General features: G+C 66.4%; 26 protein-coding genes. 15 read left to right on the forward strand and 11 right to left on the reverse strand.

The window, feature by feature from the left end; all coding sequences use genetic code 11:
- The first annotated feature begins 1 nt into the window (after position 1).
- The gene (locus C8C93_RS20590; RefSeq protein WP_233559525.1) at positions 2–523 is read left to right on the forward strand and encodes a L,D-transpeptidase; all 522 of its coding nucleotides are present in this window, start codon (positions 2–4) and stop codon (positions 521–523) included.
- Positions 520–1,896 carry an MATE family efflux transporter gene (locus C8C93_RS20595; RefSeq protein WP_121508123.1) on the forward strand — a complete coding sequence of 459 codons (1,377 nt, stop codon included), beginning with the start codon at positions 520–522 and terminating at the stop codon, positions 1,894–1,896. The genes C8C93_RS20590 and C8C93_RS20595 overlap by 4 nt, the downstream gene beginning before the upstream one ends.
- Before the next feature lie 100 nt (positions 1,897–1,996).
- Here C8C93_RS20595 and C8C93_RS20600 read toward each other — a convergent pair whose 3' ends face one another.
- Positions 1,997–2,248: a hypothetical protein gene (locus C8C93_RS20600; RefSeq protein ID WP_121421666.1), complete on the reverse strand. Its 252-nt coding sequence runs from the start codon at positions 2,246–2,248 to the stop codon at positions 1,997–1,999.
- 189 nt (positions 2,249–2,437) lie between these two features.
- Between C8C93_RS20600 and C8C93_RS20605 the strand changes: the two genes are divergently transcribed.
- The 8 genes from C8C93_RS20605 (at position 2,438) to C8C93_RS25685 (ending at position 9,831) form a co-directional block, all read left to right on the forward strand.
- Complete coding sequence (locus tag C8C93_RS20605; protein ID WP_121508124.1) at positions 2,438–3,793, forward strand: esterase-like activity of phytase family protein; 1,356 nt, start codon at positions 2,438–2,440, stop codon at positions 3,791–3,793.
- Between the two features lie 111 nt (positions 3,794–3,904).
- Complete coding sequence (locus C8C93_RS20610) at positions 3,905–5,065, forward strand: AAA family ATPase (protein WP_121508125.1); 1,161 nt, start codon at positions 3,905–3,907, stop codon at positions 5,063–5,065.
- Between the two features lie 2 nt (positions 5,066–5,067).
- Positions 5,068–5,670 (forward strand): hypothetical protein, encoded by a 603-nt coding sequence (locus C8C93_RS20615; RefSeq protein ID WP_121508126.1) that lies wholly within the window; start codon positions 5,068–5,070, stop codon positions 5,668–5,670.
- Positions 5,671–5,823: 153 nt separating this feature from the next.
- Entirely contained in the window at positions 5,824–6,528 is a 705-nt protein-coding gene (locus tag C8C93_RS20620; RefSeq protein ID WP_121508127.1) for a riboflavin synthase subunit alpha, read from the forward strand.
- A gap of 22 nt (positions 6,529–6,550) precedes the next feature.
- Positions 6,551–7,051: a GNAT family N-acetyltransferase gene (locus tag C8C93_RS20625; RefSeq protein ID WP_121508128.1), complete on the forward strand. Its 501-nt coding sequence runs from the start codon at positions 6,551–6,553 to the stop codon at positions 7,049–7,051.
- Positions 7,052–7,086: 35 nt separating this feature from the next.
- Positions 7,087–7,575, forward strand: a complete 489-nt coding sequence (locus tag C8C93_RS20630; protein WP_121422951.1) for an NUDIX hydrolase — start codon at positions 7,087–7,089, stop codon at positions 7,573–7,575.
- Positions 7,576–7,723: 148 nt separating this feature from the next.
- Entirely contained in the window at positions 7,724–8,017 is a 294-nt protein-coding gene (locus C8C93_RS20635) for a hypothetical protein (protein WP_121508129.1), read from the forward strand.
- A 152-nt stretch (positions 8,018–8,169) separates the two neighbouring features.
- Positions 8,170–9,831 carry a DUF692 family multinuclear iron-containing protein gene (locus C8C93_RS25685; RefSeq protein ID WP_158603287.1) on the forward strand — a complete coding sequence of 554 codons (1,662 nt, stop codon included), beginning with the start codon at positions 8,170–8,172 and terminating at the stop codon, positions 9,829–9,831.
- Between the two features lie 68 nt (positions 9,832–9,899).
- Here C8C93_RS25685 and C8C93_RS20645 read toward each other — a convergent pair whose 3' ends face one another.
- A complete protein-coding gene (locus C8C93_RS20645) occupies positions 9,900–10,898 on the reverse strand; it encodes a tripartite tricarboxylate transporter substrate binding protein (RefSeq protein ID WP_121508130.1) in 999 nt (332 codons plus the stop codon).
- Between the two features lie 21 nt (positions 10,899–10,919).
- On the reverse strand, positions 10,920–11,804 hold the full coding sequence (locus C8C93_RS20650) for an N-formylglutamate amidohydrolase (protein ID WP_121508131.1): 885 nt from the start codon (positions 11,802–11,804) through the stop codon (positions 10,920–10,922).
- A gap of 106 nt (positions 11,805–11,910) precedes the next feature.
- Here C8C93_RS20650 and C8C93_RS20655 point away from each other — a divergent pair, with 106 nt between their 5' ends.
- Positions 11,911–12,855 carry a LysR substrate-binding domain-containing protein gene (locus C8C93_RS20655; protein WP_121508132.1) on the forward strand — a complete coding sequence of 315 codons (945 nt, stop codon included), beginning with the start codon at positions 11,911–11,913 and terminating at the stop codon, positions 12,853–12,855.
- 44 nt (positions 12,856–12,899) lie between these two features.
- Here the strand turns inward: C8C93_RS20655 and C8C93_RS20660 are convergent, their stop codons facing one another.
- The 5 genes from C8C93_RS20660 to C8C93_RS20680 form a co-directional block, all read right to left on the reverse strand.
- Positions 12,900–13,874 carry a tripartite tricarboxylate transporter substrate binding protein gene (locus tag C8C93_RS20660; RefSeq protein ID WP_121508133.1) on the reverse strand — a complete coding sequence of 325 codons (975 nt, stop codon included), beginning with the start codon at positions 13,872–13,874 and terminating at the stop codon, positions 12,900–12,902.
- Positions 13,875–13,914: 40 nt separating this feature from the next.
- Positions 13,915–15,096: a tricarballylate utilization 4Fe-4S protein TcuB gene (tcuB, locus tag C8C93_RS20665; protein WP_121508134.1), complete on the reverse strand. Its 1,182-nt coding sequence runs from the start codon at positions 15,094–15,096 to the stop codon at positions 13,915–13,917.
- On the reverse strand, positions 15,083–16,549 hold the full coding sequence (gene tcuA, locus C8C93_RS20670) for an FAD-dependent tricarballylate dehydrogenase TcuA (RefSeq protein ID WP_121508135.1): 1,467 nt from the start codon (positions 16,547–16,549) through the stop codon (positions 15,083–15,085). The genes tcuB and tcuA overlap by 14 nt, the downstream gene beginning before the upstream one ends.
- A 192-nt stretch (positions 16,550–16,741) precedes the next feature.
- Entirely contained in the window at positions 16,742–17,734 is a 993-nt protein-coding gene (locus C8C93_RS20675; RefSeq protein ID WP_121508136.1) for a LysR substrate-binding domain-containing protein, read from the reverse strand.
- 220 nt (positions 17,735–17,954) lie between these two features.
- Positions 17,955–18,782: an IclR family transcriptional regulator gene (locus C8C93_RS20680; protein ID WP_121508137.1), complete on the reverse strand. Its 828-nt coding sequence runs from the start codon at positions 18,780–18,782 to the stop codon at positions 17,955–17,957.
- 103 nt (positions 18,783–18,885) lie between these two features.
- On the opposite strand from C8C93_RS20680, the gene C8C93_RS20685 reads away from it, so the two are divergent.
- The 4 genes from C8C93_RS20685 to C8C93_RS20700 are packed head-to-tail and all read left to right on the forward strand — an operon-like array spanning position 18,886 to position 23,115.
- The gene (locus C8C93_RS20685) at positions 18,886–19,917 is read left to right on the forward strand and encodes a tripartite tricarboxylate transporter substrate binding protein (protein ID WP_121508906.1); all 1,032 of its coding nucleotides are present in this window, start codon (positions 18,886–18,888) and stop codon (positions 19,915–19,917) included.
- Positions 19,918–19,946: 29 nt separating this feature from the next.
- On the forward strand, positions 19,947–21,473 hold the full coding sequence (locus C8C93_RS20690; protein WP_121508907.1) for a class I adenylate-forming enzyme family protein: 1,527 nt from the start codon (positions 19,947–19,949) through the stop codon (positions 21,471–21,473).
- A 17-nt stretch (positions 21,474–21,490) separates the two neighbouring features.
- Complete coding sequence (locus C8C93_RS20695) at positions 21,491–22,285, forward strand: citryl-CoA lyase (RefSeq protein ID WP_121508138.1); 795 nt, start codon at positions 21,491–21,493, stop codon at positions 22,283–22,285.
- Positions 22,282–23,115 carry an SDR family NAD(P)-dependent oxidoreductase gene (locus tag C8C93_RS20700; protein ID WP_121508139.1) on the forward strand — a complete coding sequence of 278 codons (834 nt, stop codon included), beginning with the start codon at positions 22,282–22,284 and terminating at the stop codon, positions 23,113–23,115. The genes C8C93_RS20695 and C8C93_RS20700 overlap by 4 nt, the downstream gene beginning before the upstream one ends.
- Positions 23,116–23,122: 7 nt before the next feature.
- Here the strand turns inward: C8C93_RS20700 and C8C93_RS20705 are convergent, their stop codons facing one another.
- The 3 genes from C8C93_RS20705 to C8C93_RS25480 are packed head-to-tail and all read right to left on the reverse strand — an operon-like array spanning position 23,123 to position 26,381.
- Positions 23,123–24,196, reverse strand: coding sequence for a porin (locus C8C93_RS20705; protein ID WP_121508140.1), 1,074 nt, complete (start codon positions 24,194–24,196; stop codon positions 23,123–23,125).
- A 55-nt stretch (positions 24,197–24,251) separates the two neighbouring features.
- Positions 24,252–25,250 carry a Bug family tripartite tricarboxylate transporter substrate binding protein gene (locus tag C8C93_RS25475; RefSeq protein ID WP_370110225.1) on the reverse strand — a complete coding sequence of 333 codons (999 nt, stop codon included), beginning with the start codon at positions 25,248–25,250 and terminating at the stop codon, positions 24,252–24,254.
- A 39-nt stretch (positions 25,251–25,289) separates the two neighbouring features.
- Positions 25,290–26,381, reverse strand: a complete 1,092-nt coding sequence (locus C8C93_RS25480; RefSeq protein ID WP_121508141.1) for a 4-oxalomesaconate tautomerase — start codon at positions 26,379–26,381, stop codon at positions 25,290–25,292.
- Between the last annotated feature and the right edge of the window lie 134 nt (positions 26,382–26,515).

Genomic DNA, 26,515 nt, shown 5'->3' on the forward strand with positions numbered 1-26,515 from the left:
GATGGCAGGCCCCGAAGTGCACATCGACGTGGCGCGGCAGCAGCTCCACCTGATGCTCGACGGGGCCACTCTGCGCACCTACCCGGTATCCACCGCCCTGAACGGCGTGGGCGAACACAACGGCAGCGGCTGCACTCCCCGCGGTCTGCACCGCGTGCGCGCCAAGGTGGGCGCGGGCTGTGCGCCTGGCACGGTCTTTGTGGGGCGGCGCGCCATGGGCGAGGTGTATTCCCCCGAGCTGGCTGCAGCACACCCCGGCCGCGACTGGATCCTGAGCCGCATCCTCTGGCTCACCGGCTGTGAGCCCGGCGTGAACCGGGGCGGAGCGGTGGACACGCTGCGCCGCTACATCTACATCCACGGCTGCCCGGACGACTGCCCCATGGGCGTGCCGCGGTCACACGGCTGCGTGCGCATGACCAACGCGGATGTGATCGACCTGTTTGACCGGGTGGTAGCGGGCACGCTGGTGTGCATCCACAGCACCCAGACCCCCGGGCTCATGGAGGGCGCAGCACCATGACGGACAAGGCCCACCCCGGCAGCCCGCCGCCTTCGCTCGACCGGCGCTTTCTCGTGTTCCTGGGCCCCTTGGTGCTCACCAACATCCTGCAGGCGCTCACCGGCACGGTGAACCACATCTACGTGGGGCGGCTGCTGGGTGCGGGCTCGCTGGCGGCCGTGGCCTCGTTCATGCCGCTGTTCCTGCTGCTCAGTGCCTTCATCTTCGGGCTGGGCAATGGGTCGTCCATCCTGGTGGGCCAGGCCTTTGGCGCGCGCAACCACGCGCGGCTGCATGCCGTGGCGGGCACCACGCTGTGCGCCGGGGTGCTGCTGGGCCTGGTGCTGGCCGCACTGGGGCTGTTGGCCGTGCGGCCTCTGATGCTGCTGCTGGGCACGCCGGCCGACGTGCTGCCCCAGGCGGTGGCCTATGCGCGGGGGATGATGGTGCTGTTCCCCGTGCTGTTCACCTCCATGCTCACGGCGGCGCTGCTGCGTGGCACGGGCGACACCGTCACGCCGCTGCGCGCGCTGGTGGTGTCGCTGTCGGTCACGCTGGTGTGCGCGCCGCTGTTCATCCGGGGCGTGCCTGCCCTCGGGCTGCCTGCGCTGGGCATCCTGGGTGGCGTGGCCGCGCTGTTGCTGGCCACGCTGTGCTCGCTGGGCTACACGGCCTGGCACCTGCGGCGCCGCGCGCATGTGCTGGCCCCCACGCGGGCGCTGGCCGCGCATCTGCGGCTGGACGCTGCCTTGCTGCGCACCCTGGTGCGGTTGGGCGTGCCCACGGGCCTGTTCTTCATCACCGGCTCGCTGGCCGACCTGGGCCTGCTCAGCCTGGTCAACGCGCATGGTTCGGCAGCCACGGCGGCGTGGGGGGCCGCCAGCCAGGTGATGTCGTATGTGCTGTTCCCGGCGATGGCCGTGGCCATTGCGTCGTCGGTGTTTGCGGCGCAGGCCATTGGTGCGGGCCACGGGCAGCAGCTGGCGGCCGTCACGCGCACCGGCATGCGCATGAACCTGCTCCTCACCGGCGGCCTGGCCCTGCTGATGTTTGGCGCTGCGCCCTGGGTGGTGGGCCTGTTTGTGGCCGACGCCCGCGTGATCGACATCGCCGCACGCGTGCTGCCCATCACGGTGTGGGGCGCGGTGTTTTTTGGATGGGCCAGCGTGTATTCCGGCGTGATGCGTGCCAGTGGCACGGTGCTGGCACCCACGCTCATTTCACTGGGGTGCCTGGCCTGCCTCATCGTGCCGCTGGGCTGGCTGCTGGGGCGCCAGTTTGGGCTGGTGGCCACCTGGGTGGCCTACCCCGCCACATACCTGTGCGCCCTGGTGCTGCAGGGGCTGTACTTCCACGGGGTATGGCGGCGCCAGGCATTGCAGCGGCTGGTGTGATGCGCCAGAAATTTTCACTAAAAATGGCCCTGTCACTTATCCATCAAGCGCAAACAGCTATGAAAATCTTAGCGTTTTGCGCGCAACCCTCGCCTGCGTTTCAGCCGCGCCGCATGTCCAGCCACAGACCCGCACACAGCGCCACGCCCACCGCAAACAGCATCCAGGTCCGCGAAACCGCGTAGGGGTAGAACATGAGCGCCACGCCCCACCAGCGGGTGCGTGGCTGCTGCGCTCTTTTGCCGTGCCAGAAAGCCGCCATGCCGATCAGGCCAAACACGATGGCGCCCGCGATGTAGGCGGGGCTGGGCAGTTCCAGTCCGAGGGATTGCAATGCAGAAAGGGTGTCCATAGGGAATAGGTGCTGTCCAGCGTTGTGGGTGGGGAATGGTGGGGGAGCGCAAGGCGGGTGTGACTCTTGAACCTGGCAAAAGGTCCGTGTCCATCGGCTGTATGCCAGGGCATATCCTGGTGCCTGCCTTTCATGGTGGCGTCACAAGGGCGCGGCATCGTGCGGGTTTTGGCTTTATTCCCCATGAACATGTCCCGACTCTCCTTCATCGCCGCCAGTGCAGCCCTGCTGTGCGCCGCCTCTTCTGCAGCCCTGGCCCAGCAGGCCTACCCGGCCACGCTGGCCGGTCACGCGGTGCTGCCCGCCCTGACGATGATTGCCGCCCCCAAGGACGCGCCACACGACCTGCAGGTGGCGGGCAAGTTCACCACACCCCGCCGGGTGGACGCCGTGGGCAGCGTGATGGGCCAGTCGGGCGGCCGCGACACCGGCGTATCGCTGCCGTTCCAGGGCCAGCCCATCCAGGGCCACTCGGGCATCAAGCGCATGGCCGATGGATCGTTCTGGATCCTGACCGACAACGGTGCGGGCTCCAAGGCCAACTCGCCCGACTTCATGCTGCACCTGAGCCACTACACCGTGGACTTCAAAAGCGGCCAGTTCAATCGCCACAAGACCATCTTCCTGCACGACCCGGACAAGAAGATCCCGTTTCGCATCACGCACGAAGGCACCAGCAGCCGCTACCTGACCGGCGCCGACTTCGACCCCGAGAGCTTCCAGTTCGCCGGTGGCGCGCTGTGGATTGGCGATGAGTTCGGCCCCTTCCTCATCAAGGCCGACCTGAATGGCAAGGTGCTCGGCGTTTTCGAGACCCAGGTGGACGGCAAGACCGTGCGCTCGCCCGATGCGCCCGGCGTGCTGATGCCCGGCGCGCCTGATGCCAAGCCCACTGCGTTTGTGGTCAAGCGCTCCAAGGGCTACGAAGGCATGGCCGCCAGCAAGGACGGCAGCAAGCTCTACGCGCTGCTGGAAGGCGCACTGTGGAACGACGATGCCAAGGCGTATGAAAACGTGGGCGGCAAGCAGTACCTGCGCGTGCTGGAGTTCGACGTGAAGACCGAGCAATGGACCGGCCGCCACTGGAAGTACGTGCTGGAGGCCAACCACCACGCGATTGGCGACTTCAACATGATCGACGCCAGCATGGGCCTCATCATCGAGCGCGACAACGGCGAAGGCACGGCCGACAAGGCCTGCCCCGAAGGCCAGAAGCGCACGGATTGCTTCCACGACCTGGCCAAGTTCAAGCGCGTCTACAAGGTGGAGATGAGCGACGCCAACGTGGGCGGCGAGATCCGCAAGGTGGGCTACATCGACCTCATGAACATCCAGGACCCGCAGCGCCTGGCCAAGAAGCCGCTGAACAACGGCGTGCTCACCTTCCCGTACTTCACCATCGAGAACGTGGACATCGTGGACAGCACGCACATCGTGGTGGGCAACGACAACAACCTGCCCTTCAGCAGCAGCCGCGATCCGAACAAGGCGGATGACAACGAGCTGGTGCTGTTGGAAGTGGGCGAGCTGCTGCGGGCGAAGTAGCCGAGCATTTCGTCCAACGCACAGGGGTGCCATCTTCTGCGCGTACCTATGCCGTGTAACTCTGCGGCGATACTCCAACTTTCTGGTGGTGTATCGGCATAAGGAGCGCGCGTGCTTATTACAAGACTCAAACTGCAGAACTGGCGCAACTTCAAGAGAATCGAAGTGGATTTGCGCGACCGAGTGTTTGTCATCGGACCGAACGCGTCGGGCAAATCAAATCTGTTGGATGTCTTTCGATTTTTGAGGGACGTAGCCAAGCCGAAAGGGGGTGGCCTACAGCGGGCAGTAGAAGCGCGCGGCGGTATGACCAAGCTGCGATGCTTGTTGGCGCGCCGCGACCCCGAGGTGTTAATTGAAGTCGATCTGGCTGAAAAAGTAGATACCCCCGCCATTTGGCGTTATTGCCTTGCTTTTCGCAGCGAAGGAAAAGGCAAGCAGCGGGTGGTAGTGAGCAATGAGAGGGTGGTAGATCTGCGCAGTGAAACTGTGTTGCTGGATCGTCCCCACAATCGAGAAGATCAAGCGGATCCCGAACGTTTGACGGAAACCAGCTTGGAGCAAGTTAACGCCAACAAGGACTTCCGGGAGATTGCGCAGTTCTTTGGCGCACTGACCTATCTGCATCTGGTGCCACAGCTACTCAAACATACCGAGTTGGGCGCGGCGGCTTTGCTGGAAGGTGATCCTTTCGGGCAGTCGTTCCTTGAACGTATCGCAAAAACCCCTGATCGCACCCGCGATGCCAGGCTGAAGAAGATTGAATCGGCTCTGAAGGCCTGTGTGCCGAATATGCGCGATCTCAAGTTCAGCCGAGACGACGCGACGGGCACACCGCACTTAGAAGCGCTCTACGAGCATTGGCGGCCTGACGCTGGCTGGCAGCGGGAAGACCAGTTTTCGGACGGCACTCTGCGCCTGCTGGGCATCATGTGGAGCCTGCTGGATGGAGACTCCCTACTGTTGTTAGAAGAGCCCGAGTTATCGCTGAACGAATCCATCGTTAGACAGATTCCACCCCTGCTGTGGCAAATGCAGCGCAAAGCCAAGCACCGCCGCCAAGTGTTTGTGACCACGCACAGCGAGGCATTGCTGGAACACAGTAGCGTGGACCCGCGTGATGTCTTGCGGCTGGAACCGTCACCAGAAGGGACTAGGGTTGCGCTTGCCACTGCGCAGGAAATTGCGTTGGTTGAGGCTGGCTATAACGTGGCTGAGGCGATGGTTCGTAAGGCGCCGCAGGGGCAACTGGATCAGCTTTCCATTTTCTAGCCATGGTCCAAAGATTGGAAATTGCCCTGGTAGTGGAAGATGTGCTGAGTCGGGTGCTGATGGAGAAGGTGTTGGCTCATACCGGTCGCGACTATGTGGTTCTGCGGCCCATGGTGGAACGTGGCGTGGGCAACATTCGACGATCAGTGACCAAGTATCTGAATGCCAGCCGTGCTCTCCCACATGTGGTGCTGGCGGATCTGGATCAGACCGCGTGTGCTCCGCTGCTGCGTCAGCAATGGGGTGTGGCCCTCTTGCCGAGGACCATGCTGTTCCGAGTGGCTGTGCGCGAGGCCGAGGCATGGGTTCTGGCCGACCGGGCGGGCTTCGCAGCTTTTGCAGGCATACCTCCCAGCAAAATTTCGCCCGCACCTGAAACTTTGCCCGATCCCAAACAAGAATTGGTCAACCTGGTTCGTCGCAGTCGCAACAAACGGCTTGCGGCAGAACTGGTACCTGCCCAGGGGAGTGCTGTCTCTATAGGACCTCTCTATAACGAACGGCTGGGCCAGTTTGTACGTGAATTTTGGGACGTGGAAGCCGCGATGGCGAATTCGCCAAGCCTTGAGCGTACTGTTGCCCGCCTGCGCACTTTCATGAAGTAGAGAGCTTTCGCCTCACGCGTTGATCTCACCTGGATTCAAAGGGTGCTCACCGGTTGGCTATACCTGTGACGGAAGTGGCTGGCAAAATAGAAAGACCTCGCTGACTCTTGGGCCGCTCCGGCAGTCCAGAGCACTAAATCAAAGTTCTTGCTTATGTTCACAGGCATCGTCCAAGCCACGGCAGGCATTGCCGCGATCCACGACCGCGCAGGGTTGCGCACCTTCACGCTCGATTTCCCCGAGGGCTTCTGCCAGGACCTGGCCATTGGCGCCAGTGTGGCCACCGATGGCGTGTGCCTCACGGTCACCGAGATCCTGTCGCCCACGCAGGCCAACTTCGACGTGATGCTGCAGAGCCTGAACATCACCACGCTGGGCAGCTACGGCCAGGGCGACCGCGTGAACGTGGAGCGCGCGGCCAAGGACGGTGCCGAGATTGGCGGCCATCCGCTGTCGGGCCATGTGGACTTCACCGGCACACTCATCGAGCGGCGCGAGTTCGACAACAACCTGGTGTGGCGCGTGGCCGTGCCCGAGGCGTTTCGCCGCTACATCTTTGCCAAGGGCTACATCGCCATCCACGGGGCCAGCCTCACGGTGGCCGAGGTGAACCGGCAGGAGGGCTGGTTCGAGATCTGGATGATTCCCGAAACGCGCCGTGCCACGGTGTTTGAAGCCAAGAAGGTGGGCGACCGCCTGAACATCGAGATCGAGCGCAGCACCCAGGTGGTTGTGGACACCGTGCGCGAGGCCGTGCAGGAGAGCCTGGGCCGCCTGCAGCCCGTGCTGGAGGCGCTGCTGAAGGAAAAGGGCTTGTCGCTCGACGACTTTGTGCAGGCGCCCGTGCTGCCGCACTGATTGATCAAAACCAAGCTCACTCATGTCCGTGGTGGTGCGCCCGCTGGCGCTGCGCGATCTGGCCGACCTGCTGGCCGTGCAACTGGCCTGTTATGGCGAGGGGTTTGTGGAGAGCGGCGAGGTGTTTGCCCGCCGCCTCGCCAGCCCTGCCAATTGCTCGGTGGTGCTGGAGCGCGGCGGCACGGTGTGCGCCTACCTGGCGGCCTACCGCAGCGTGCGCGGCAAGGTCACCCCGCTGCACGGCGACTTTGAGGCCGTGGCCCTACACGACACGCTGTACCTGCACGACATGGCCGTGCTCCCTGCCCATGCGGGGCAAGGCCTGGCCCACGCGTTGCTGCAGCCCCTGTGGGCGCAGGCCCGTGCAGAAGGGCTGCGGCACAGCGCGCTGGTCTCGGTGCAGGGCTCGCAGGCCTACTGGGAGCGGCAGGGCTACGCGCTGCACCCCTTGCCGGACGCCGCCCAGCAGGCCCGCCTGGCCAGCTACGGCGAAGGCGCTGTGTACATGGCGCGCACGCTGTAGGCTTGGCGTCACCGCCCCTCGTCATAATGCGCGCCATGCCCCACCGCTGGAAACCCAACGTCACCGTGGCCGCCCTCATCGAGCGCGATGGCCGCTTTCTGCTGGTCGAGGAAGAAACCACCGACGGCCTCAAGCTCAACAACCCTGCCGGCCACCTGGACCCGGGCGAATCGCCCATCCAGGCCTGCGCCCGCGAGGTGCTGGAAGAAACCGCGCACGACTTCGAGCCCACGGCGCTGATCGGCGTGTACCTCAACCGCTTCACCAAGACGCGCACGGGCGACGACATCACCTACATGCGCTTTGCGTTTGCGGGCTCGCTGGGCACGCACCACGACTGGCGCACGCTCGACACCGGCATCGTGCGCACGCTGTGGCTCACGGCCGATGAGATCCGCGCCTGCCCCGAGCGCCATCGCAGTCCCCTGCTGCTGCGCTGCCTGGAGGACTACCTGGCGGGCCAGCGGTTTCCGCTGACGCTGGTGCACACCGACATTTCGGTGACCGAACCCTCTGCGCAATAGCGCCGAGGCACCACGCAAAAAAGTTTTTTTGGACTGCATGTAACCCGCAGCGTGCGGGGGACGAATTACCAGGCAGAGAGCGCGGCACGGTGCAGCGCGATCTAACCACCTGATTACTCATCCCTTAACGCCTACGGAGTTACCCGCCATGCTGTCCACGAACACCAAGACCACTGCATCTTTCGCCCTGTCTGCCGCGCTGCTGGCACTGGCATCCACCAGCTTTGCAGCCGACGCGCCCAAGGGCTCCAAAGGCGCCGCCATCGGCGCCAACGACAAGGTGCACTGCTACAACGTGCACGACTGCAAGGGCAATAGCGACTGCTCCACGGCCGAGCACAGCTGCAAGGGCCAGAACGCTTGCAAGGGCCACGGCTTCAAGGCCAAGACCGCGGCCCAGTGCCTGATGGAGAAGGGCACCATCGGCGATATCAAGGGATAAGGCAACAAGCCCCCCTGAGGCGCTGCGCGCCATCCCCCCAGGGGGACACCGCCAGCGCGGCGGGGCGGCCCTTGCGCGGCGGTGCTGGCATCAGGGCGTGCCAGTCTCGGCGATCATGCCCAGTGCCCGCACTTTGATACCTTGATTTCGCCATGGCACATGACCTCATCGCTACGCGCGGCACCGGCTTTGGCCTGGGGCTGCGCACGCAGCACTACGCCGATTTCCTCGCGCGCAAGCAGCCGCTCGACTGGCTGGAAATCATCACCGACAACTACCTCATCGACGGTGGAAAACCTCTGGCGGTGATCGATGCCATCCGGCGCGACTACCCCGTGGCCATGCATGGCGTGGCGATGTCCATCGGTGCGTCGCAGGGTGTGGATGTGCCTTATCTGCAGCGCGTGAAGGCCCTGGCTGACCGCATCGAGCCGCTGTGGGTGTCCGACCACCTGTGCTGGACGGGCCCTGGCCCCGAGCAGTTGCACGACCTGTACCCGCTGCCCTACACCGACGAATCTGCACGCCATGTGATCGCACAGATCCGTCGCGCACAGGATGTGCTGGGACGCAGGCTGGTGCTGGAGAACGTGTCGAGCTATATCCGCTACCGGCATGACAGCGCCAGCGAGTGGCAGTTTCTGGCCCACATTGCGCAAGAGGCCGACTGCCTGCTGCTCGTGGATGTGAACAACATCTACGTGAGCAGCGTGAACCATGGCTTTGACCCACTGAGCTATCTGCATGCCCTGCCCGCACACCGGGTGCAGCAAATTCACCTGGCTGGGCACAGCGACAACGGCGACCACATCATCGACACGCACGACCACCCGGTGGCGCTGCCGGTGTGGGACCTGTATGCACAGGCCTGCCGGCGTTTTGGCGCCGTGGCCGCGATGATCGAGCGCGACGACCACATCCCGCCGCTGGCCGAGCTGCTGGATGAAATGGCCATCGCCCGGCGCGTTGCCGCGGAGCATGTGGCCCCACCCGAGCCTGTCGCGATCACCTCCATCACCCTGGCCCCCACGGCAGACCCGACGGGGTTGGCTGCGGTGCAGCGCCACTTTGCCGACCGTGTGCTGGCGAATGCGCTGCCGCCCGAAATGCCCGAAGACCTCATCACAGGCCGCTTGCCCATCTACCACCATGCCTACCGCGCCCGGCTGGCCGAGGTGCTGGCCGACACCTATGCCAAGACGTGCCTCTACATGGGGTCAGACACCTTCGAGGCCCATGCGCGCGACTACGCCGTGGCCCATCCGCCGCGCACGCGCAGCCTGAACCGCTATGGCGAAGGCCTGGTGGGCACGCTGCGCGCGGCGTACCCCGACAACCCCGAGCTGCATGAACTGGCCCAGCTCGGCTGGGATCTGCGCACCCGCTTTGACAGTGCCGATGTGCCGACCTTGGAGACTGCGGCTGCTCAGGCGTCGGACACCTGGACCACCCGCCCTGGTGTACTGCACCCCAGCGCCTTGCTGCGCGCGATCACGACGAACGTTGTGGGGGTGTGGAACGCCATCCATACCGACGACGACGTGCCCGAGGCCGTGGCCCTGCCTGCACCGGCCACGCTGCTGGTCTGGCGCAAAGGCCACCAGCCGCACTTTCGCACGCTCGACGCGGCCGAGGCCGCCTGGGTGCAAGCGCTGTACGCCGGTGCCTCGGTGCACGACGCCTGCGCGGCGCTGCTGGGCAGCGGCCTGTGGCAAGGCGACCCCACTGTGCTCGGCGGCTGGCTTGTGCAGTTGCTGGATGATGGGCTGGTGCGAGCGGATGGGCCAGTTGAAGGCGATGTTCCAACGTACTGATGGCTTGCCCACATGCGCACGAGGTCGGGGATATGTTTCGTCCATTCCGCACGGATGGGGAGTGGGCACTATTGATCCACGGAGATCTTGTGGGTCTTCACGATGTTCTTGTAAAAACCGATGCGCTGCTGAATCTCCTTGCGAAACTCTGCGGGCTTCACGGTATCAGGCAGCATAGCGCCGCGGTCATTCCATGCCCTTTGTGTTTGCGGATCACGCAACACGGTACGCATCGCTTCGTAGAGCTGCGCAACGATGGATTCCGGCGTTTTTGCAGGTGCGGCAAGACCTGTCCAGGAAGTCAGGTTCAGCTCCGGCAACTTCAGCTCGTCGAAGGTCGGGACATCCGGCAGTTGGGGAGCGCGGATTGGCGATGCCACCGCCAGCGCGCGCAGGCGACCGTTCTGAGCCATGCTGAGGTTGGAGGACAGGTTGTTCCAGGTCATGTGCACCTGGCCCGCCTGCAGGTCGGTCAGCGCGGGGCCAGCGCCCCTGTATGGGATGTGGGTGATGGACAGCCCCAGCTTGGCCTTGAGCAGCTCCATGCTCAGGTACGCCAGCGAGCCATTGCCCGAGGAGGCGTAGTTCAGCTTGCCCGGGTTCTCCTTCACGTATTTCACGAACTCGGCGAAGTTCTTCACGGGCAGGCCGGGGGTGATCAAGAGCACATTGGCCAGGCGATCAATCAGCGTGATGGGGGCGAAGTCATTGACCGCGTCGTAGGGCAGACTGGCCGACAGGGCGGGGTTGATCACATGCGTGGTCTGCGAGGTGACGATCAGCGTGTAGCCATCGGGCTGGGCCTTGGCCACCTGCGTGGTGCCGATGGTGCCGCCAGCGCCCCCTTTGTTTTCCACAATCACGGGCTGCCCCAGCACTCGGCCCAGCCTGTCGGCTATCGCCCGGCCGGAGTTGTCTACGGCGCCTCCGGGCGGAAACGGCACCACCAGCGTGATCGGACGTGTGGGATAGCGGTCGGGCGCCTGGGCCAGTGCCGGCAGGGCAATGGCGCTCGTCACGGCGCTGGTCGATGCGATAAAACGGCGGCGGTTCATGGGGGTGGGCATGGTGGGTCCTCTTGGTTGAAATCAGGCGTTGTCCAGGCAAGCGCTGCGGATATGGGCGGCCATCTCGTGCAGCAGGTCGGTGATGTCCGCGCGCACGCGGTTGGCGTGTGGCAGCGGCTCCCGCGTCTGCTCGTTCAGGTAGATGGCCCGGTTGATCTCGATCTGCAGGCTTTCATGACCCCGCGAAGGCGCCCCGAACCGGCGCAGCAGCTCCTGGCCTGCATAGGGGTCGTTGATGGCCACGCAGTAGCCGCGGCGGCGGAAAGCTTCGGCCACGCGCTGGGTGAATGCGCTGCTGCAGCTGCGACCGTTCAGGTCGCCCAGCACCACGTCGGCCAGCGGGCCGGGCGCCACGCGGCCCAGCCGCTCGTAGGCGTTGCTGGGCATGGAATGCAAGTTCAAGTGCCAACGCGGGCCACGCTGGGCGGCGGCCTCCAGTGCCTGCGCCAGCGCATGTTGGTATGGGCGCCAGTAGTGGGCGATGCGGTGCGCAACCTCCTGGGCCGACAGGCGGCGCGCGTAGATGCGCTGGTGCGTGGGGGTGTGGCTGGGAATCAGCCCCATGCCCAGCTCCAGGGTGCGGGCGGTAGGGGCGGTATTGCCGGGCCAGGCATCGGCCAGCATGGTGGGGTCGATGTCGTGCTCATGGCGGTTCGGGTCGATGTAGCTGCGCGCAAAGGTGGCGTGCACCAGCGTGCCGCCCACACGCGGCACGGCGTCCCACAGCCAGTGCACATGGGTGTCTTCGCACTTGCGCAGATCGGCGGTGGAGACGGCATAGCCAAAGTCGGGCGGATAGTCGGTGCCGCTGTGCGGAGAGTCGCAGACCAAAGGGATGGGGGCATCGGTGGCGGGCAGGAGCACCTGGACGGGCGCGGCGGGGAGAAGGGCTTCGGGCAGCTGCATGGTTCTCGGGAATCAAGGTGGGACAGATGGGCGAAGCGTAGGGAGCCAGGTGCCTGCGGGCAAACGACAATTTGATCTGCGCTGATAACCGGATGTAATCACCACCATGCAGTTCAAGTCCCCCTCGCTGCCCGAGTTGCACGCCTTTCTTGCGGTCTGCCAGCTTGGCAGTTTTCGACAGGCGGCGGGTGTGCTGTTCGTGACCCAGGCGGCTGTCAGCCGGGCAGTGCAGCGGCTGGAGCAGCGGCTGGAATGCACGCTGCTGGACCGCTCCGGCCCCCGGGTGCTACCCACGGCGCGGGGCCGCGAATTCCAGCAATTGGTGGAGGCCCACGTGGCAGGCTTGGAGACCGCCGTGAGCCGGTTCGGGGTGCGTGCTTCAAAGCGTCGGCTGCGGGTCAGCGTAGTACCCACCCTGGCCACCCGCTGGCTGGTCCCACGGCTGGGCCAGTTCCACACGCTGCACCCGGACATCGAGATCGAGCTGCGGCCGTTCCACCACGATGAGAGCTTCACGCGCGACGACGTGGACCTGTGGGTCAATGTGAAGCGCCCCGGGCGCACTTGGCCGCGCGGCATCCGTGCACGCTACTTGGCGGGGCGGGAGATCGTGCCCGCTTGCACCCCGGCGCTGGCGGCCAAGCTGCGCCAACCGCGTGATCTGCTCAAGGCAACGCTGCTGCAGCACATCAACTTTCCCGGCAATTGGGCGCTGTGGCTGCAAAAGGCCGCAGGGATAGACGTAGCCCCCGTACTGGGCCCGGGGTTTGATCTGGGCAACAACCTGATCGTTGCAGCCTGTGCGGGCATGGGGGTCACGGTGATCCAGCCCATGCTGATCGAAGCCGAACTGGCGTCGGGCCAGCTGGTGTTGCCCTTCAGCCCGGCCGTGAACACGGACCGGGGCTATTACCTGTGCAGCCGTGCAGCACTGGCCGAGAACGAAGCGGTCGCGCGGTTCACACGCTGGCTGGTGGGTGAGGCCCAGGCCAGCAGCGAACGGGCCGGCTTTTCTGCACGCGGCAGCGCGGCGCGCAAGAAGATGGCCTGAACTGCATGGTGCGGCGGGGGCACCGCTTTGCCGCAGAGGCCAGCTCAGTCCGCCGTGAGCTTGCGCTCCTTGATGATGGCAGCCCACTGGGTCGACTCCTTCTTCATGAAGGCGGTGAGTTCGGCGCGTGAGGTGGGCTGGGGCGTCAGGCCGTGCTTGTTCAGTGCGTCCTTCACGGCCGGGTCGTTGAGCACCTTGACGATCTCCTGGTTCCAGCGCTCCAGCAGCGGCACCGGCGTTTTGCCCGGCGCCACAAACGCATACCAGTTGAGCGCCTCAAAGCCCGGAAAGCCCGATTCCGCCACGGTGGGGATATTGGGCAGATAGGCTGGCCGCGTGAGACCCGTGGTGGCCAGCGGGATCAGCCTGCCCGTTTCGATGTGCGGCAGGGCCGTGGGTGGGGCTGCAAAGTAGGAGGTGATGCGCTCGCCCAGCAAATCCTGCAAGGCGGGTGCCCCACCTTTGTAGGGCACGTGGGTCATGTCGATGCCCGCCCGCTGGTTGAAAAGCTCGCCCGCCAGGTGCGATGCCGAGCCCGCGCCCGTGGAGGCAAAGTCAACGCTGCCAGGCTTCTTCTTGGACAGCTGCACAAACTCTGCCAGCGTCTTTGCGCCTGCAGCCTTGTGCACGACCAGCACGTTGGGGAAGTTCACGCCGCCTGAGATCGCCGCCAGGTCCTTGAACGGGTCATAGGTGAGCTTCATCAAGTGCGGCGCAATGGTGAGCGGGCCCACCGAGCCGAACAGCAGCACCGTGCCGTCGGGTGCCGCGTTGGCCACGAACTGGTGCGCGATATTGCCGCCGGCGCCACCCTTGTTGTCCACCACCACCGACTGGCCGATGTTCTCACCCAGCTTCTTGGCAATCAGTCGCGCCGCCGCGTCGGCTGCACCGCCTGCGGCAAAGCCCACGACGAGCGTGACGGGCTTCTTGGGCGGAAAGTCTTGCGCGGCAGCGCCGAACGCCAGGGGGGCGGTTGCCAGTGCCAGGGCACAGTGCAGCAGGGTGCGTTTTTTCATGGGTGTCTCCTTCATCGTGGGTGGTGTATGGATCGTTGGCTCAGTCGGCGCTCAAACCGATGGGGTGGGGCTGGCGCTTTTCCACCGCGTGGCGCAGCAGCGAAGCGGTGCGGAAAATGCCGTGCGCAAACTTGCCGTAGGGCATGGTGGCGAACAGCGCCATTACCGCGCCCAGGTGCAGGCACAGCAGCAGCGGCAGGCCTGCGGTGCCGCGCGCGGCCCATAAGGCCAGGCCGCTGGTGGCGGTGAGGAACAGCAGGGCGATGAAGGCGCGGTCCATGGGCTTTTGCGCGGCGTCGCCGTGTTGCGGGTGGCGGCGCAGGTTCAGCCGCCACAGGCCGGCCGTGCCAATCGCCAGGCTGATGCCACCCAGCCCGCCCAGCAGCTTGGGCAGGCTGGGCAGGTCGTACGGTGCAGGCAAGGCCAGCAGGTAGTGGTACAGCGTCGCCACGCTGGTGGCCGCAAAACACAGCATGAAGCCGTAGAACGTGAGGTGGTGCATGCGCCTGCGCGACAGGGTGTAGGCGTCGTCCTCGTTGTGGCAGCCGTCGCCATGGCCGCCGTCCAGGTACTTGAGGCGCAGCACGGCATCGGTGGCCTCGGCCGTTGCGGGCGCGCTCAGCGGCGCGCCGCTGGTGGCAGGTGTGATATCGCGCCAGAAGCGGCGCACGCCCATGCCCAGCGCCAGCACGGCGAACAGGAACACGGGCGCAAACAGCCCCACCAGCAGGTTGTGAGGGAAGATGCCGTAGAAGCCGCCCACCGGGGCCTGCCACAGCGCGGCGATGCCCTGGCCATGCAGCGCCACGGCCAGCAGCAGGAACAGCGTGAGCCCGGCCACCAGCGCCAGCGCCAACGCGAGGCCGTTGCGCTGGTAGAGCTGGCCCAGAGCGGGTGGCCAGGCGTAGTCGGCGTAGGTCTGGCCACGCACCTGGGCCATGGCCTGCGGAATGTTCACCGCAAACTCGTGCGGCGGTGCGTACTGGCAGGCGTGCAGGCAGGCGCCGCAGTTGTGGCACAGGTTGGCGATGAAGTGGATGTCGGCCTTGCCAAATTCCAGACGCCGCGTCATGGCCGGGAACACGGCGCAAAAGCCTTCGCAGTAGCGGCAGGCATTGCAGATCTGCAGCTGGCGCGCCACCTCGGTTTCGGGGGCCGACAGCACAATGCCGCCATTCGCCAGCGCTTTAGCGTCACGCGCCAGGGCTTCAAGCGTTTGCATCGTTTACTCCTGTTTTTATAGCTGTTTGCGCTTGTGGGATGTGCGCTGGGGCCTGTTTTGATGCCAATGCCGCCTGCGTGCCTGCAATGCGGCCAAACGCGGTGCCAATGCTCATGCCGACCCCGGCGGTGTAGCCTTTGCCCAGCACGTTGCCGGCCATCATTTCGCCAGCCACAAACAGGTTGGGGCTGGGCACGTTGCCAAAGCGCACGGCAGCGGTGTCGTCGGTGTGCAGGCCCAGGTAGGTGAAGGTGACGCCGGGCTTGAGCGCGTAGCCATAGAACGGCCCGGTGTCGATGGGCCGAGCCCAGTGCGTCTTGGCGGGTGCCACGCCTTCAGTGTGGCAGTCGTCCAGCCTGGTGTGGTCGAACGTGCCCACGCGGCAGGCGGCGTTGTAGGCATGGAGCGTGTGGGTGAACGTGTCCACGGGCAGGCCAAGCTTCTGCGCCAGCTCGGGCAGGGTGTCGGCTTTCACGCCCGGGAACACGGGCGGCATGAAGCGGCCGATGGCCTTGCTGTCGATGATGGAGTAGCCGATCTGCCCCGGCTGCTGCGCCACCAGGCGGCCCCAGATGGCATAGCGCTTGGGCCAGAAGTCCTCGCCCTCGTCGTAGAAGCGTTCGCCCGCGCGGTTGACCACCACGCCCAGCGACACGCAGTCGATGCGCGTGCAGATGCCGCCGTCGTACAGCGGCGCGCGCGCGTCGATGGCCACCATGTGCGCCTGCGTGGGGTCGCCGATGCGGTCGGCACCGTGGTCGTCGAGCAGGTGCTTGAGCAAGACACCCTTGTTGTAGGCTGTGCCGCGGATCAGGAAGTTGTCGGCCGGCCACTCCCCGCGCTCGTTCTGGCCCCAGGCCTCGCGCAGCCATTCGCGGTTCGATTCAAAGCCACCCGCGGCCAGCACGCAGCTTTTGGCGGCAATACGCTCGCCATTCGCCAGGTGGGCAGCGATGAAGCGGCTGCCGTCCATCTCGATGCGCTCCACGGGTACTTCGTAGCGGATCTGCACTCCCAGTTGTTCGGCGCTGCGATAGTACGCATTGACCAGCGCCTTGCCGCCACCCATGAAGAACGCATTGGTGCGCGCCACATGAAGCGTGCCTGCCAGCGCGGGCTGAAAGTGCACGCCGTGGCGGCGCATCCAGGGGCGGCAGGTGCTCGACTCGCGGATCACCAGGCGCGCCAGGTGTTCGTTGGTCAGCCCGCCCGTCACCTTGAGCAGGTCTTGCCAGAACTCTTCCTCGGGGTAGGCATCGACCAGTACGTCCTGCGGCGCGTCGTGCATGCAGCGCAGGTTGCGCGTGTGGGCCGAGTTGCCGCCGCGCCAGGCGCGCGGGGCGGATTCGAGCAGCAGCACGCTGGCGCCCGCCTCGCGCGCCATCAGGGCGGCGCACAGGGCGGCGTTGCCGCCACCGATCACCAGCACATCGACCACAGCATCGCCGCTCATGGCTGGTGGCTCCAGGCGGCGCGCTGCGAGGGGGGGAATGTAGAAGGGGGTGTGGGGCCCATGGGGTGTCTCCTGGCGCGGTCGCCGTGTCGTTCATCGGGGTGATGGCGACTGTAGGGAGACGCAGGCCCGCCGTGCAGCGGGTTCAGGTCATGGGGGTATCACGGATCGTGATGGCTGCGGGGTGGCCGCTCAGGCGCTGGTGTCTTGTCCGCCTATCCATGTCGTGCCAAACCACTGGCCGCTCGTCACCAATTCACGCACGCAGTCCGCCAGCACCACCCGCGCGGCCAGGGCGGCGGGTGAGAGTTCTTCGTCGGGCAGGCTGCACAGCAGGTTGACGCGGCGCGCGGGCGCGTCGGTGAGGCGTGCGCACTGAAAACGCTCGGCCGCATCCGGGTAGCGGCCCATGGCGGCCCAGGGCTGCACGGTGGAGCCCAGGCCCGCGTCCACGGCGGCCATCACCATGGCGAGCGAGTCCACCTCCAGCACCACGTGTGGCGCCACGCGGTCGCGGGCAAAGGCCGTGTCCAGCGTGCTGCGCAGGCCGTGTGGGCCAGTGGGCAGGATCAGCGGTTCTTGCACCAGCTCGGCGACGGTGATGGTTTCCGGCAGCTGCCGGCCACGGGGGGGGCCGGGGCTCTCCCGTCGGTCACGGGCGCAGATGAGGAACAGGTCTTCCTCCAGCAGCGGCGCCATGTCCCAGCGGCGCGCGCCCGTGGCCTGTTGTGCCTGGTGCAGGCGGGTGTCGAACAGCACGGCCAGGTCCAGCTCGCGCGCATGCAGCATGGCCGTGAGGTGGCCCGACATGCTCTCCACCATGTGCAGCCGCACGTCCGGGTAGCGTGTGCGCATGGCCTGCATCAGTGGCAGGCCGAGTACGCCCGAAGTGGTGGGCGCCAGCCCCACGGTGACGGTGCCCGACAGCCGCGCCTGCTGCGCCGCGCGCACGGCCTGGTCGGCATGGCGCAGGGTGAGCTGCGCCTCGCGAAAGAACGCCAGCCCTGCCTCTGTGGGCGTGACGCCGCGCGGCGTGCGCTGCAGCAGGCGCGTGGCCAGCTCGCTCTCCAGCCGGGTGATTTGCTGGCTCAGCGCGGACTGCACCACGTCCAGGTCCAGCGCAGCGCGGCTCATGGAGCCTTGCTCCACCACACGCACGAAATAGCGCAGTTGTCTCAGTTCCATGGGCGTGCCTCAGGGTGCGTGGCGTGACTCGGATGCAAGGCGGTCAACAGGGTGGTGGAAAGGCAGGGGAAGCATTGGTTTGAAGCCAAATTGCCATCTGGCGCAGGTCCATTCATCGCTGAAAGCTATTATTTTTGTAGTGATTGCTTCGGTGGCGTTCGCGGCGTCGGCTGGCTGGCATCGTCCGTCTGCGGCTTGCCAGAGTGTGCCGCAGACCCGCTCAGATGCCATTGGGCAGGTGCGCCGCCAGCGCCTCGCGCATCCAGCGCGCGATGAGCTGCTGGCGTTCGCGCGGCATGCGGTCCACGGTCGATGCCACGCTGATCGCCGCCACGGGTTCGCCCGCCGCGTTGCGCACGGCCATGCCAGCCGCCAGCACGCCCTGCGTGGCGTGGTTGCCCACCACCGACCAGCCGCGCTCGCGCGTGGCGCGGACCAGGATCTGCAGGCGCTCGGGCGTCATGCCGCCGTAGCGCGGCAGCTCTTGCGCGTTGGCGTCGATGCAGGCCTGCATCTCGGCATCGGGCAGCGCCGCCAGCAGCGCCAGGCCCGCCGCGCCCACGCCCAGCGGCTGGCGCGTGCCCACCTGGATCACCAGGATCTGCACCGGGTGCGTTCCCACATGGCGTGCAATGCAGTGCGAGGTGGGGCCTTCGCGCACGATGGCAAAGGCGGCGTCGCCACAGGCGCGGCTCACGCGCTCCAGCACGGGGGCCAGGCGCACGGCCAGATTGGGCTGGCCCGGGGGCTCGGCCAGGGCGGCCAGGCGCGGGCCCGCCACGTAGCGAAAGCGCCCGCGCTGCGCCACGTAGCCGCTCTCCATCAGCGTGGCCAGCAGCCGGTACACGGGCGCCCGCTCCAGCGCGGCGGCGCGGCACAGGTCCACCACACGCGCACCGTCGCGGCCATGGGCCAGCACGGCGTCCAGCACCTGCAGGCCGCGCCGCAGCGTGCGGCTGCCAGGGTCTTCGACCGGCTCCTCTGTCGTGCGTGTGCTCACACGTTCGTCCGGCTGCCGGACATTTGAATTCGCAGGTCGGGAAGGCATGGGAAAGAATTTGTTCGTCAACGCAACCACCGCGCAGTGTGCCGCAGGGCACGCAGCAGGCGTCAAGACGGCATTTTTCCAAAAACCAACGGAGACAGACACCATGAGCCCACACCCCCCCGCCGCGCTGGGTCAGCGCAAAGCTTCGCCATCCCTGCCACGCCGTGCCCTGCTGGCGCTGGTCGCCACCCTGGCCGGCGGCGTTGCCATGCCATTGCAGGCCCAGCCCAATGCCTCGGGCTGGCCCGCCAAGCCGGTCAAGCTGGTGGTGGGCTATGCAGCGGGCGGCGCCACGGACGTGATTGCGCGCCTGGTGGCCGTCAAGCTCGGCGACCAGCTGGGCCAGCCGGTGGTGGTGGACAACCGCGCCGGGGCCAACAGCAACGTGGGCGCCGAGGCCGTGGCGCGCGCGCCGGCCGATGGCTACACGCTGTACGTCTACACCATCGCCAACACCATCAACGCCACGCTGTACCCCAAGCTGGGCTACGACCCGGTCAAGGACTTCGAGCCCATCGGCATGATCGCCAAGATTCCGAACATCCTGGTGGTCAACCCCAAGCTGCCCATCAAGAACCTGGCCGACTACGTGCGCTACGCCAAGGAGTCCAAGGACGGCATCACGTTTGCATCCTCGGGCAGCGGCTCGTCCATCCACCTCTCGGGCGAGATGTTCAAGATGCAGTCCAAGCTCAAGATGCTGCACGTGCCCTATCGGGGCAGCGCACCCGCCGTCACTGACCTGCTGGGCGGCCAGGTGGACTCGATGTTCGACAACACGCCGTCGGCCCTGCCGCACGTGCAGGCGGGCAAGCTGCGCGCCATTGCCATCACCAGCGCCCAGCGCTCGCCCCTGCTGCCGGACGTGCCCACGCTGGCCGAGTCGGGCTACGCGGGCTTTGACGTGCAGTCGTGGTTTGGCCTGGCCGCACCGGCGGGCACGCCGCGCGCCGTGATCGAGCAGGTCAACGCGGCCCTGAACAAGGTGCTGGCCCAGCCCGAGGTGCGCACGCGCCTGCAGGAGCTGGCCGCCACGCCCGATGGTGGCACCCCCGACAAGATGCGCCAGTTTGCCGCCGCCGAGATCAAGCGCTGGCGCGAAGTGGTGAAAGAGTCGGGCGCATCCGCCGAGTGACAGATCACCCACACAACCTCATCTCTTTCATGTTCCCCATCGACTTCTTCTGGCGGGCCGCCCAGCGCTGGCCCGACCGCATTGCCATCGACGCGCACGAGGGCGCCATCCGCTACGACGCGCTGGCCGCCCGCGTGACAGCGCTCGCGGCGGGCTTCACAGCCATCGACCCCACACCCCAAAGCCGCGTGGGCATCTGCGCGGGCAACAGCGCCGACCACATCGCCGCGCTGCTGGCCGTGCTGGCCTGCGGCAAGGTGTGGGTGCCGCTCAACCCCAAGAGCACGCGGCCCGAGATCCGCCGCATCATCGACGCCACCGAGCCCACCCTGCTGGTGCTGGACGCCGCGTGCGCCGACCTGCTCGAAGGCGCGCCCGGCGCCCGCGTGCTGACTGGGGCGCCGGCCACCGAGGACGCCACCACGCTGGCCAGCCTGGCCGCTGCGCACGCTGGCGCACCCCGCCCGCAGCTGGACCTGCCGGACGACGCCACCCAGGCCATCAAGTTCACTGGCGGCACCACGGGCGCACCCAAGGGCGTGATGCAGCCCTACCGCGCGTGGATGGCCAACATAACCAACCAGATCCACGCCTGGGGCTTTGACGAGCACGAGCGCTACATCGTCGCCGCGCCCATCACGCACGGCACGTCCACGTACCTTCTGCCCATCCTGGCGCAGGGCGGCTGCCACGTGGTGCTGGCGGGCGCGGGCGCCGAGGCGGTGCGCACGGCCTTCCGCGAGCGCGGCGGCACCGTGTGCTTCATGCCGCCCACGCTGGTCTACATGCTGATGGCGCTGCCTGGCGCGTCGCGCGAAGACTTTCCGCGCCTGCGCCGGCTCATCTACGGTGGTGCCCCTATGCCCCCCGATAAGATCCGCCAGGTGCGCGAGTTCTTCGGCCCGGTGCTGGGCACCACCTACGGCCAGACCGAGGCGCCGCAGATCCTCACCGTGCTGTGCCCCGAGGATTTCGAGGACGAGCGCAACCTGGCCTCGGTGGGCCGCACCACCTGGTTCAGCGACGTGGGCATCATGGCGCCCGACGGCCGCCTGCTGCCCCCGGGCGAGGTGGGCGAGGTGGTGGCGCGGGGCGACCTGCTGATGACCGGCTATTGGCGCTTGCCCGAGAAGACGGCCGAGACCCTGGTGGACGGCTGGCTGCACACGGGCGACCGGGGCCTGATCGATGAGCGGGGGTTTCTCTACCTCAAGGACCGGCTCAAAGACATGGTGATCACTGGCGGTTTCAACGTCTACCCCGTGGACGTGGAGAACGCGCTGGGCCAGCACCCTGCGGTGCACGAATGCACCGTGTTCGGCCTGCCCGACGACAAGTGGGGCGAGACCGTGCAGGGCGCCGTGCAGTTGCGCCCCGGCGAGCACGCGAGCGAGGCCGAGCTGATCGCCTTTGTGCGCGAACGCCTGGGACCGGTGCAGACGCCCAAGCGCATCCATTTTCACGAGAGCCTGCCTCGCTCGCCTGTGGGCAAGGTGCTCAAGTCTGCCGTACGCGATGCGGCCCTGGCTGCCCTAGCTGGTACGGCCACTGCCTGAACGAAGGAACCCATTTCATGACCCACCCTGCTTTCAAGACCCCCGTCACCCGCCTGTGCACCCACACCCTCACCAGCCTGCATTACCGCGATGCGGACCTGGTCGAGGACTTGATGGGGAAGAGGACCTTCACCGAGGTGATGCTCATGCAGATCCTGGGCCGCACCCCGCGCGGCGTGGACCTGCGCATCACCGACGTGGTGCTCATCGTGCTGATGGAGCACGGCCTCACGCCCAGCGCCATTGCCACGCGGCTCATCTACATGAGCGCGCCCGAGAACCTGCAGGGCGCCGTGAGCGCGGGCCTGCTGGCCGTGGGCAGCTCCTTCGTGGGCACCATGGAGAACTGCTCGGGCCTGCTCGACCGCATTGCGGCGGCGCAAGACCCTGAGGCGGAGGCGCTCACCATTGCGCGCCACTACAAGGGCCTCAAATCCCCCGTGCCCGGCTTTGGCCACCACCTGCACAAGCCCGTGGACCCGCGCGCCTACAAGCTGCTGGAGATGGGCCGCGCCGAGCCTGAGCTGCAGGGCGACAAGATCCGCGCGCTGGAGACGCTGTCCAAGGCTGTGGATGAAGTGGCAGGCCGCCCCATCACCATCAACGCCACGGGCGCGGTGGCCGCGCTGCTGGGCGAGATCGGCGTGCCCACAGCCGTGATGCGCGGCTTTGCCGTGATCTCGCGTGCGGCCGGGCTGGTGGCGCACATCGTGGAAGAGCAGCAAAGCCCCTCGGGACGATTCATCTGGGACACGGTGGAGCACGCCATTCCCTTCGTCGGCGGCAGTGCCGGCCAGGGCGCGGACGCATGAGCGCACCGCCAGACCATCCACCCGCCCTGCCGCTGGACCTGTCGGGCCGCGTCGTCTTTGTGGCCGGGGGCGGGTCTGCCGGACCGGGCTGGAGCATTGGCCGCGCTGCCTGCGTGATCTACGCGCGCCTGGGCGCCAGCGTGTGTGTGGCGGACCGCGACGCAGCCTCGGCCGAAGAGACCACGGCGCTCATCCACGCCGAGGGCGGCACGGCCGCCACCCTGGTGGGCGACGTGGCGGACGCGGCCGATGTGCAGCGCCTGTTTGCCGAGGCACGCGAGCGCTTTGGCGGCGCCATCGATGTGCTGCACCACAATGTGGGCATCGGCAAGACCGGCGGCCCGCTGGAGACGAGCGTTGAAGACTTCGACCGCATCCATTCCGTCAATGTGAACAGCCTGCTGCTGGCCTGCCAGCAGGTGCTGCCCTCCATGGTGGAGCGCGGGCGGGGTTCCATCATTGCGATCTCGTCCATCGCGGGCATGCGCTACCTCGGCTACCCGCACCTGGCCTACGGTGTGACCAAGGCGGCTGTCACGCACTTCACACGCATGGTGGCGCAGCAGTACGCGGGCCAGGGCGTGCGCGCCAACACGGTGGTGCCGGGGCTCATCGATACGCCACGCATCGCCACCACGGTGGCGAAGATGTTCTCGGACACCAGCCTCGACGAGGCCCGCGCCGCGCGTGCCCGCCAGGTGCCCATGGGCCGCATGGGCACGGCGTGGGATGTGGCGCATGCCTGCGCCTTCCTCGCCAGCGATGCCGCCGCCTACGTGACCGGCACCGAGCTGGTGGTGGACGGGGGCATCACCGGCAAGTTCGTGTAAGGCACGTTCAGAACGTATGCACCACACCGGCGGAGATGCCGGTGGCAGTGGCTTTGTTCGCCGCGCCCTGGAAGCCGTTGCGCCAGCGGGTGTTGTCCAGCTCGGCATACACCTTGGTGCGGCGCGAGAGCTTGTATTCGGCAAACGCCACCAGGCGGCCGGAGCCGTCGTCGGCGACGCCCGTGCGGGTGCGGTCCACCTTGTAGTAGGCAGCCGTCAGATCGAACAGGGGCGTGACGGACCAGGTCGTGCCTGCCGAGAACACGCGCTGCACCGTGTGTTTGCCGACCGCTGTCTCGGCCTCGCTGCGTGCCGCGTTGGCCGCCAGGCGCACGGTGTTCCATTGGTAGGCCGCGCCCAGGGTGGCTCCGTCCAGGGTGCGCTGGTTCGTGTCCTTGAAGGTCTGGTATGCGCCCGACAGTGTGACGCCGCTGGCCGCATAGGCCACGCCGACCCCGCGCGACGACAGGGCCGATGTCTTTCCAGCCACTTCACCCGTGCCCAACATCGCCCGTGCGGTGAGGCCGCCAAATCGCGCTGTGTACTTGATCGCGTTGTCCAGCCGGTACGAGCCTGATGTGGACCCCGCACTGCCGAACTCGATGCCCAGGCCATGCTGGCTGAGCGCGGCCACGCCGATGCTGGGGTTGAAGCTGGCAAAGCGCATGCCCAGCGGGTCCACGGGCGAGATGGCATCCGCCAGTGTGGTGGTCTGGCGGCCCAGGGCCAGCGTGCCCCATCCGCCCTCCAGACCGACCCAGGATGCGCGATCAAAGGTCTTGCTGGCGTTGGCAGAAGTGCCGGTGTCGGCGTTCAGTCCGCTCTCGAACTGGAACAGCGCCTTGGCACCGCCCCCCAGGTCTTCGCTGCCGCGAAGCCCCCAGCGGCTGGTGGTGTGTATGCCGCTGCCCAGGCTGTGCGACGAACCGGGGGCTGCCGCATTGGCCGCCGTGAGGCCGCTGCCGTGGCGCAGCCCCAGGTCCACGGTTCCATACAGCGTGACGCCGCTGGTTTGTGCCGCGATGCAGCTGCTGGCCAGTGCGGCACAAAGCGCACCGATGTTGCCTATTCTTTTTCTCATAGATGTCTCCTGCCTGATTGAAATCTGAAACGGGTGCGAGGGTATTTCTGGGGCCTCAATCGGGGGTGAGCTGGGCTTTGTGCACGACGCCCTTCCACTTGGCGATCTCCTGGCGTACGGTCAGGGCCAATTGCTCGGGCGTGCTGGGGTCCACCACGGCGCCTTGTTCTTCAATGCGCCGTGCCACGTCCTTGTCCGCCAGGGCGGTGTTGAGCGCTTTGTTGAGCTGATCGACGACGGGCTTGGGCGTTTTGCCGGGCGCAAACAGGGCGTACCACTGCGTGATCTCGACGCCTTTCACGCCCGCCTCTTCCAGCGTGGGCACATCGGGCAACAGCGATGAACGCTTGGGGCCTGCCAGCGCCAGGGCGCGCAGCTTGCCGTTCTTGACGTGGGGGTAGGCTGAGAACAGGCTGGGGAACATGACCTGGGTCTGCCCGGCCATGGTGTCATTCATCGCGGGCGCGGCACCCCGGTAGGGCACGTGGGCCATTTGCGCACCGCTTTCCAGCTTGAAAATTTCGGCGGAGAAGTGCGGGGCTGTGCCGTTGCCGGCCGAGGCGTAGTTGAAGTCCTGGGGCTTGGCTTTGGTCAACGCCACCAGCTCGCCCACCGACTTGGCTGGCACCTTGGGGTGAACCACCATGAGCGTGGGCGAGTAGCTCACCATGCCAATGGGCTCGAACTGCGTGATGGGGTCGTAGCGCAGCTTTTGCAGCGCAGGGCTCATCCCGTGGGTGCCGATGTAGCCAAAAAGAATCGTGTGACCATCGGGCGCCGCGCGGGCCACAAACTCCGCCGCAATGGCACCGTTGGCGCCCGCCTTGTTCTCCACAATGACCTGTTGCCCCAGCAGGGTGGACAGCTTGAGCGCCACCACGCGCGCCATGCCGTCGTTGCCACCGCCAGCGGCGGTCGGCACCACGAGCGTGATGGGCTTGTCGGGATAGGCCGCATGTGCCAGGGAGGGGATCATTTGCACAGCGGCAGCGAGGGCCGCCGCGGTGAGCAGGGTGCGGCGTGCGCGCGATGGCGCAAAGTGTTGGCGAATCATTTTTTTGTCTCCTGTCATCCAAAGGGTTGGGGTGTGAAATCAGTGGGTGAATGCGTTTTCTGAAACGAACAGCGTGCCCTCCAGAATCTTTCGCGCGGTGCGGACCAGCGCGGCCTGCACCAGCTTGAATTGGCCGTCCACTTCGGTGAGTTCCACGTCCACATGAATGCGGCCGGCGGGGTGCAGCACTTCCACACGGCGTGTGCCTGCAATGGCGTGCTGCAGGGAGTCGGTGATCACCGTGCCTGGCAGCACGTGGGCAGCAGCCACGCCAATCGCACCGGTCACGGCGTGTGAGCGGTGGCAGCGTTGGGGTGTGAAATAGCGCGAGACGACGCTGCCCGGTTGATCGCCCGCAGACACGATCACGGGCTTGGGCAGCACGCTGTTCGATACGTCGCCCATGCCCATGCGCAGACCGGCTTCGCACCGCAACGCTTCCAGCCTGGACAGCAGTTCGGCATTGGCATCCAGCTCCGCAGGGCTCTCGTTGCCACGCAGGCCCAGGTCGGCTGCGCGCACCAGCACCATGACCTGCGCTGCATCGATACAGCTGACCTGCAGGCCGTGGATGGTGTCGATGCGCTGGCCGGTCGGGAAAATCTGGCCCGTGACGGCGCCCCAGGCGTCCAGGAAGTTCATCAGCACCGGTGCCGCAGTGCCCTGCACGCCGTCAATATGCACATCGCCGTCGTAGTGCACGCGTCCGCCAGCGGTGCACACCTGCACATCAATGCGTGAACGGGTGTTGACGTTGTAGACCCGTACCGTGGTGGTGTTTCCGTGGCCGGAAGCGGGCACCAGCCCCTGCTCGATGGCAAAGGGCCCCACGCCCGCCAGCATGTTGCCGCAGTTGGGCCGCGTGTCCACGCGGGCCTCTTCCACACTGACCTGGGCGAAGAGGTAGTCCACATCGCAGTCGGCATGTACCGACCTGGAAACGATCGCCACCTTGCTGGTCAGCGAGTTTCCTCCGCCCAGGCCGTCAATCTGCAATTCATGCGGCGAGCCCAGCGCGGCGATCAGGGTGCGGTCGCGCGCCGCAGGGTCTTGCGGCAGCCAGTCGGCCAGGAAGAACGGCCCCCGGGAAGTGCCGCCACGCATCAGAACGCAAGGAAGGTTGTAGCTCATGGGTCGGCATGGTGCGACGCTTCATCTGTTCTGTGAATTGCATTGTTGACAATGATTGATGCATGCAGCGCAATAGGCTATGAGCCCTTGTACATGGTGAAATCACGTTCGTGAATTGCAATGTTCTGATCGTT

Origin of the sequence: Acidovorax sp. 93 (genome assembly GCF_003633835.1) — a bacterium.
Classification (GTDB): domain Bacteria; phylum Pseudomonadota; class Gammaproteobacteria; order Burkholderiales; family Burkholderiaceae_C; genus Acidovorax; species Acidovorax facilis.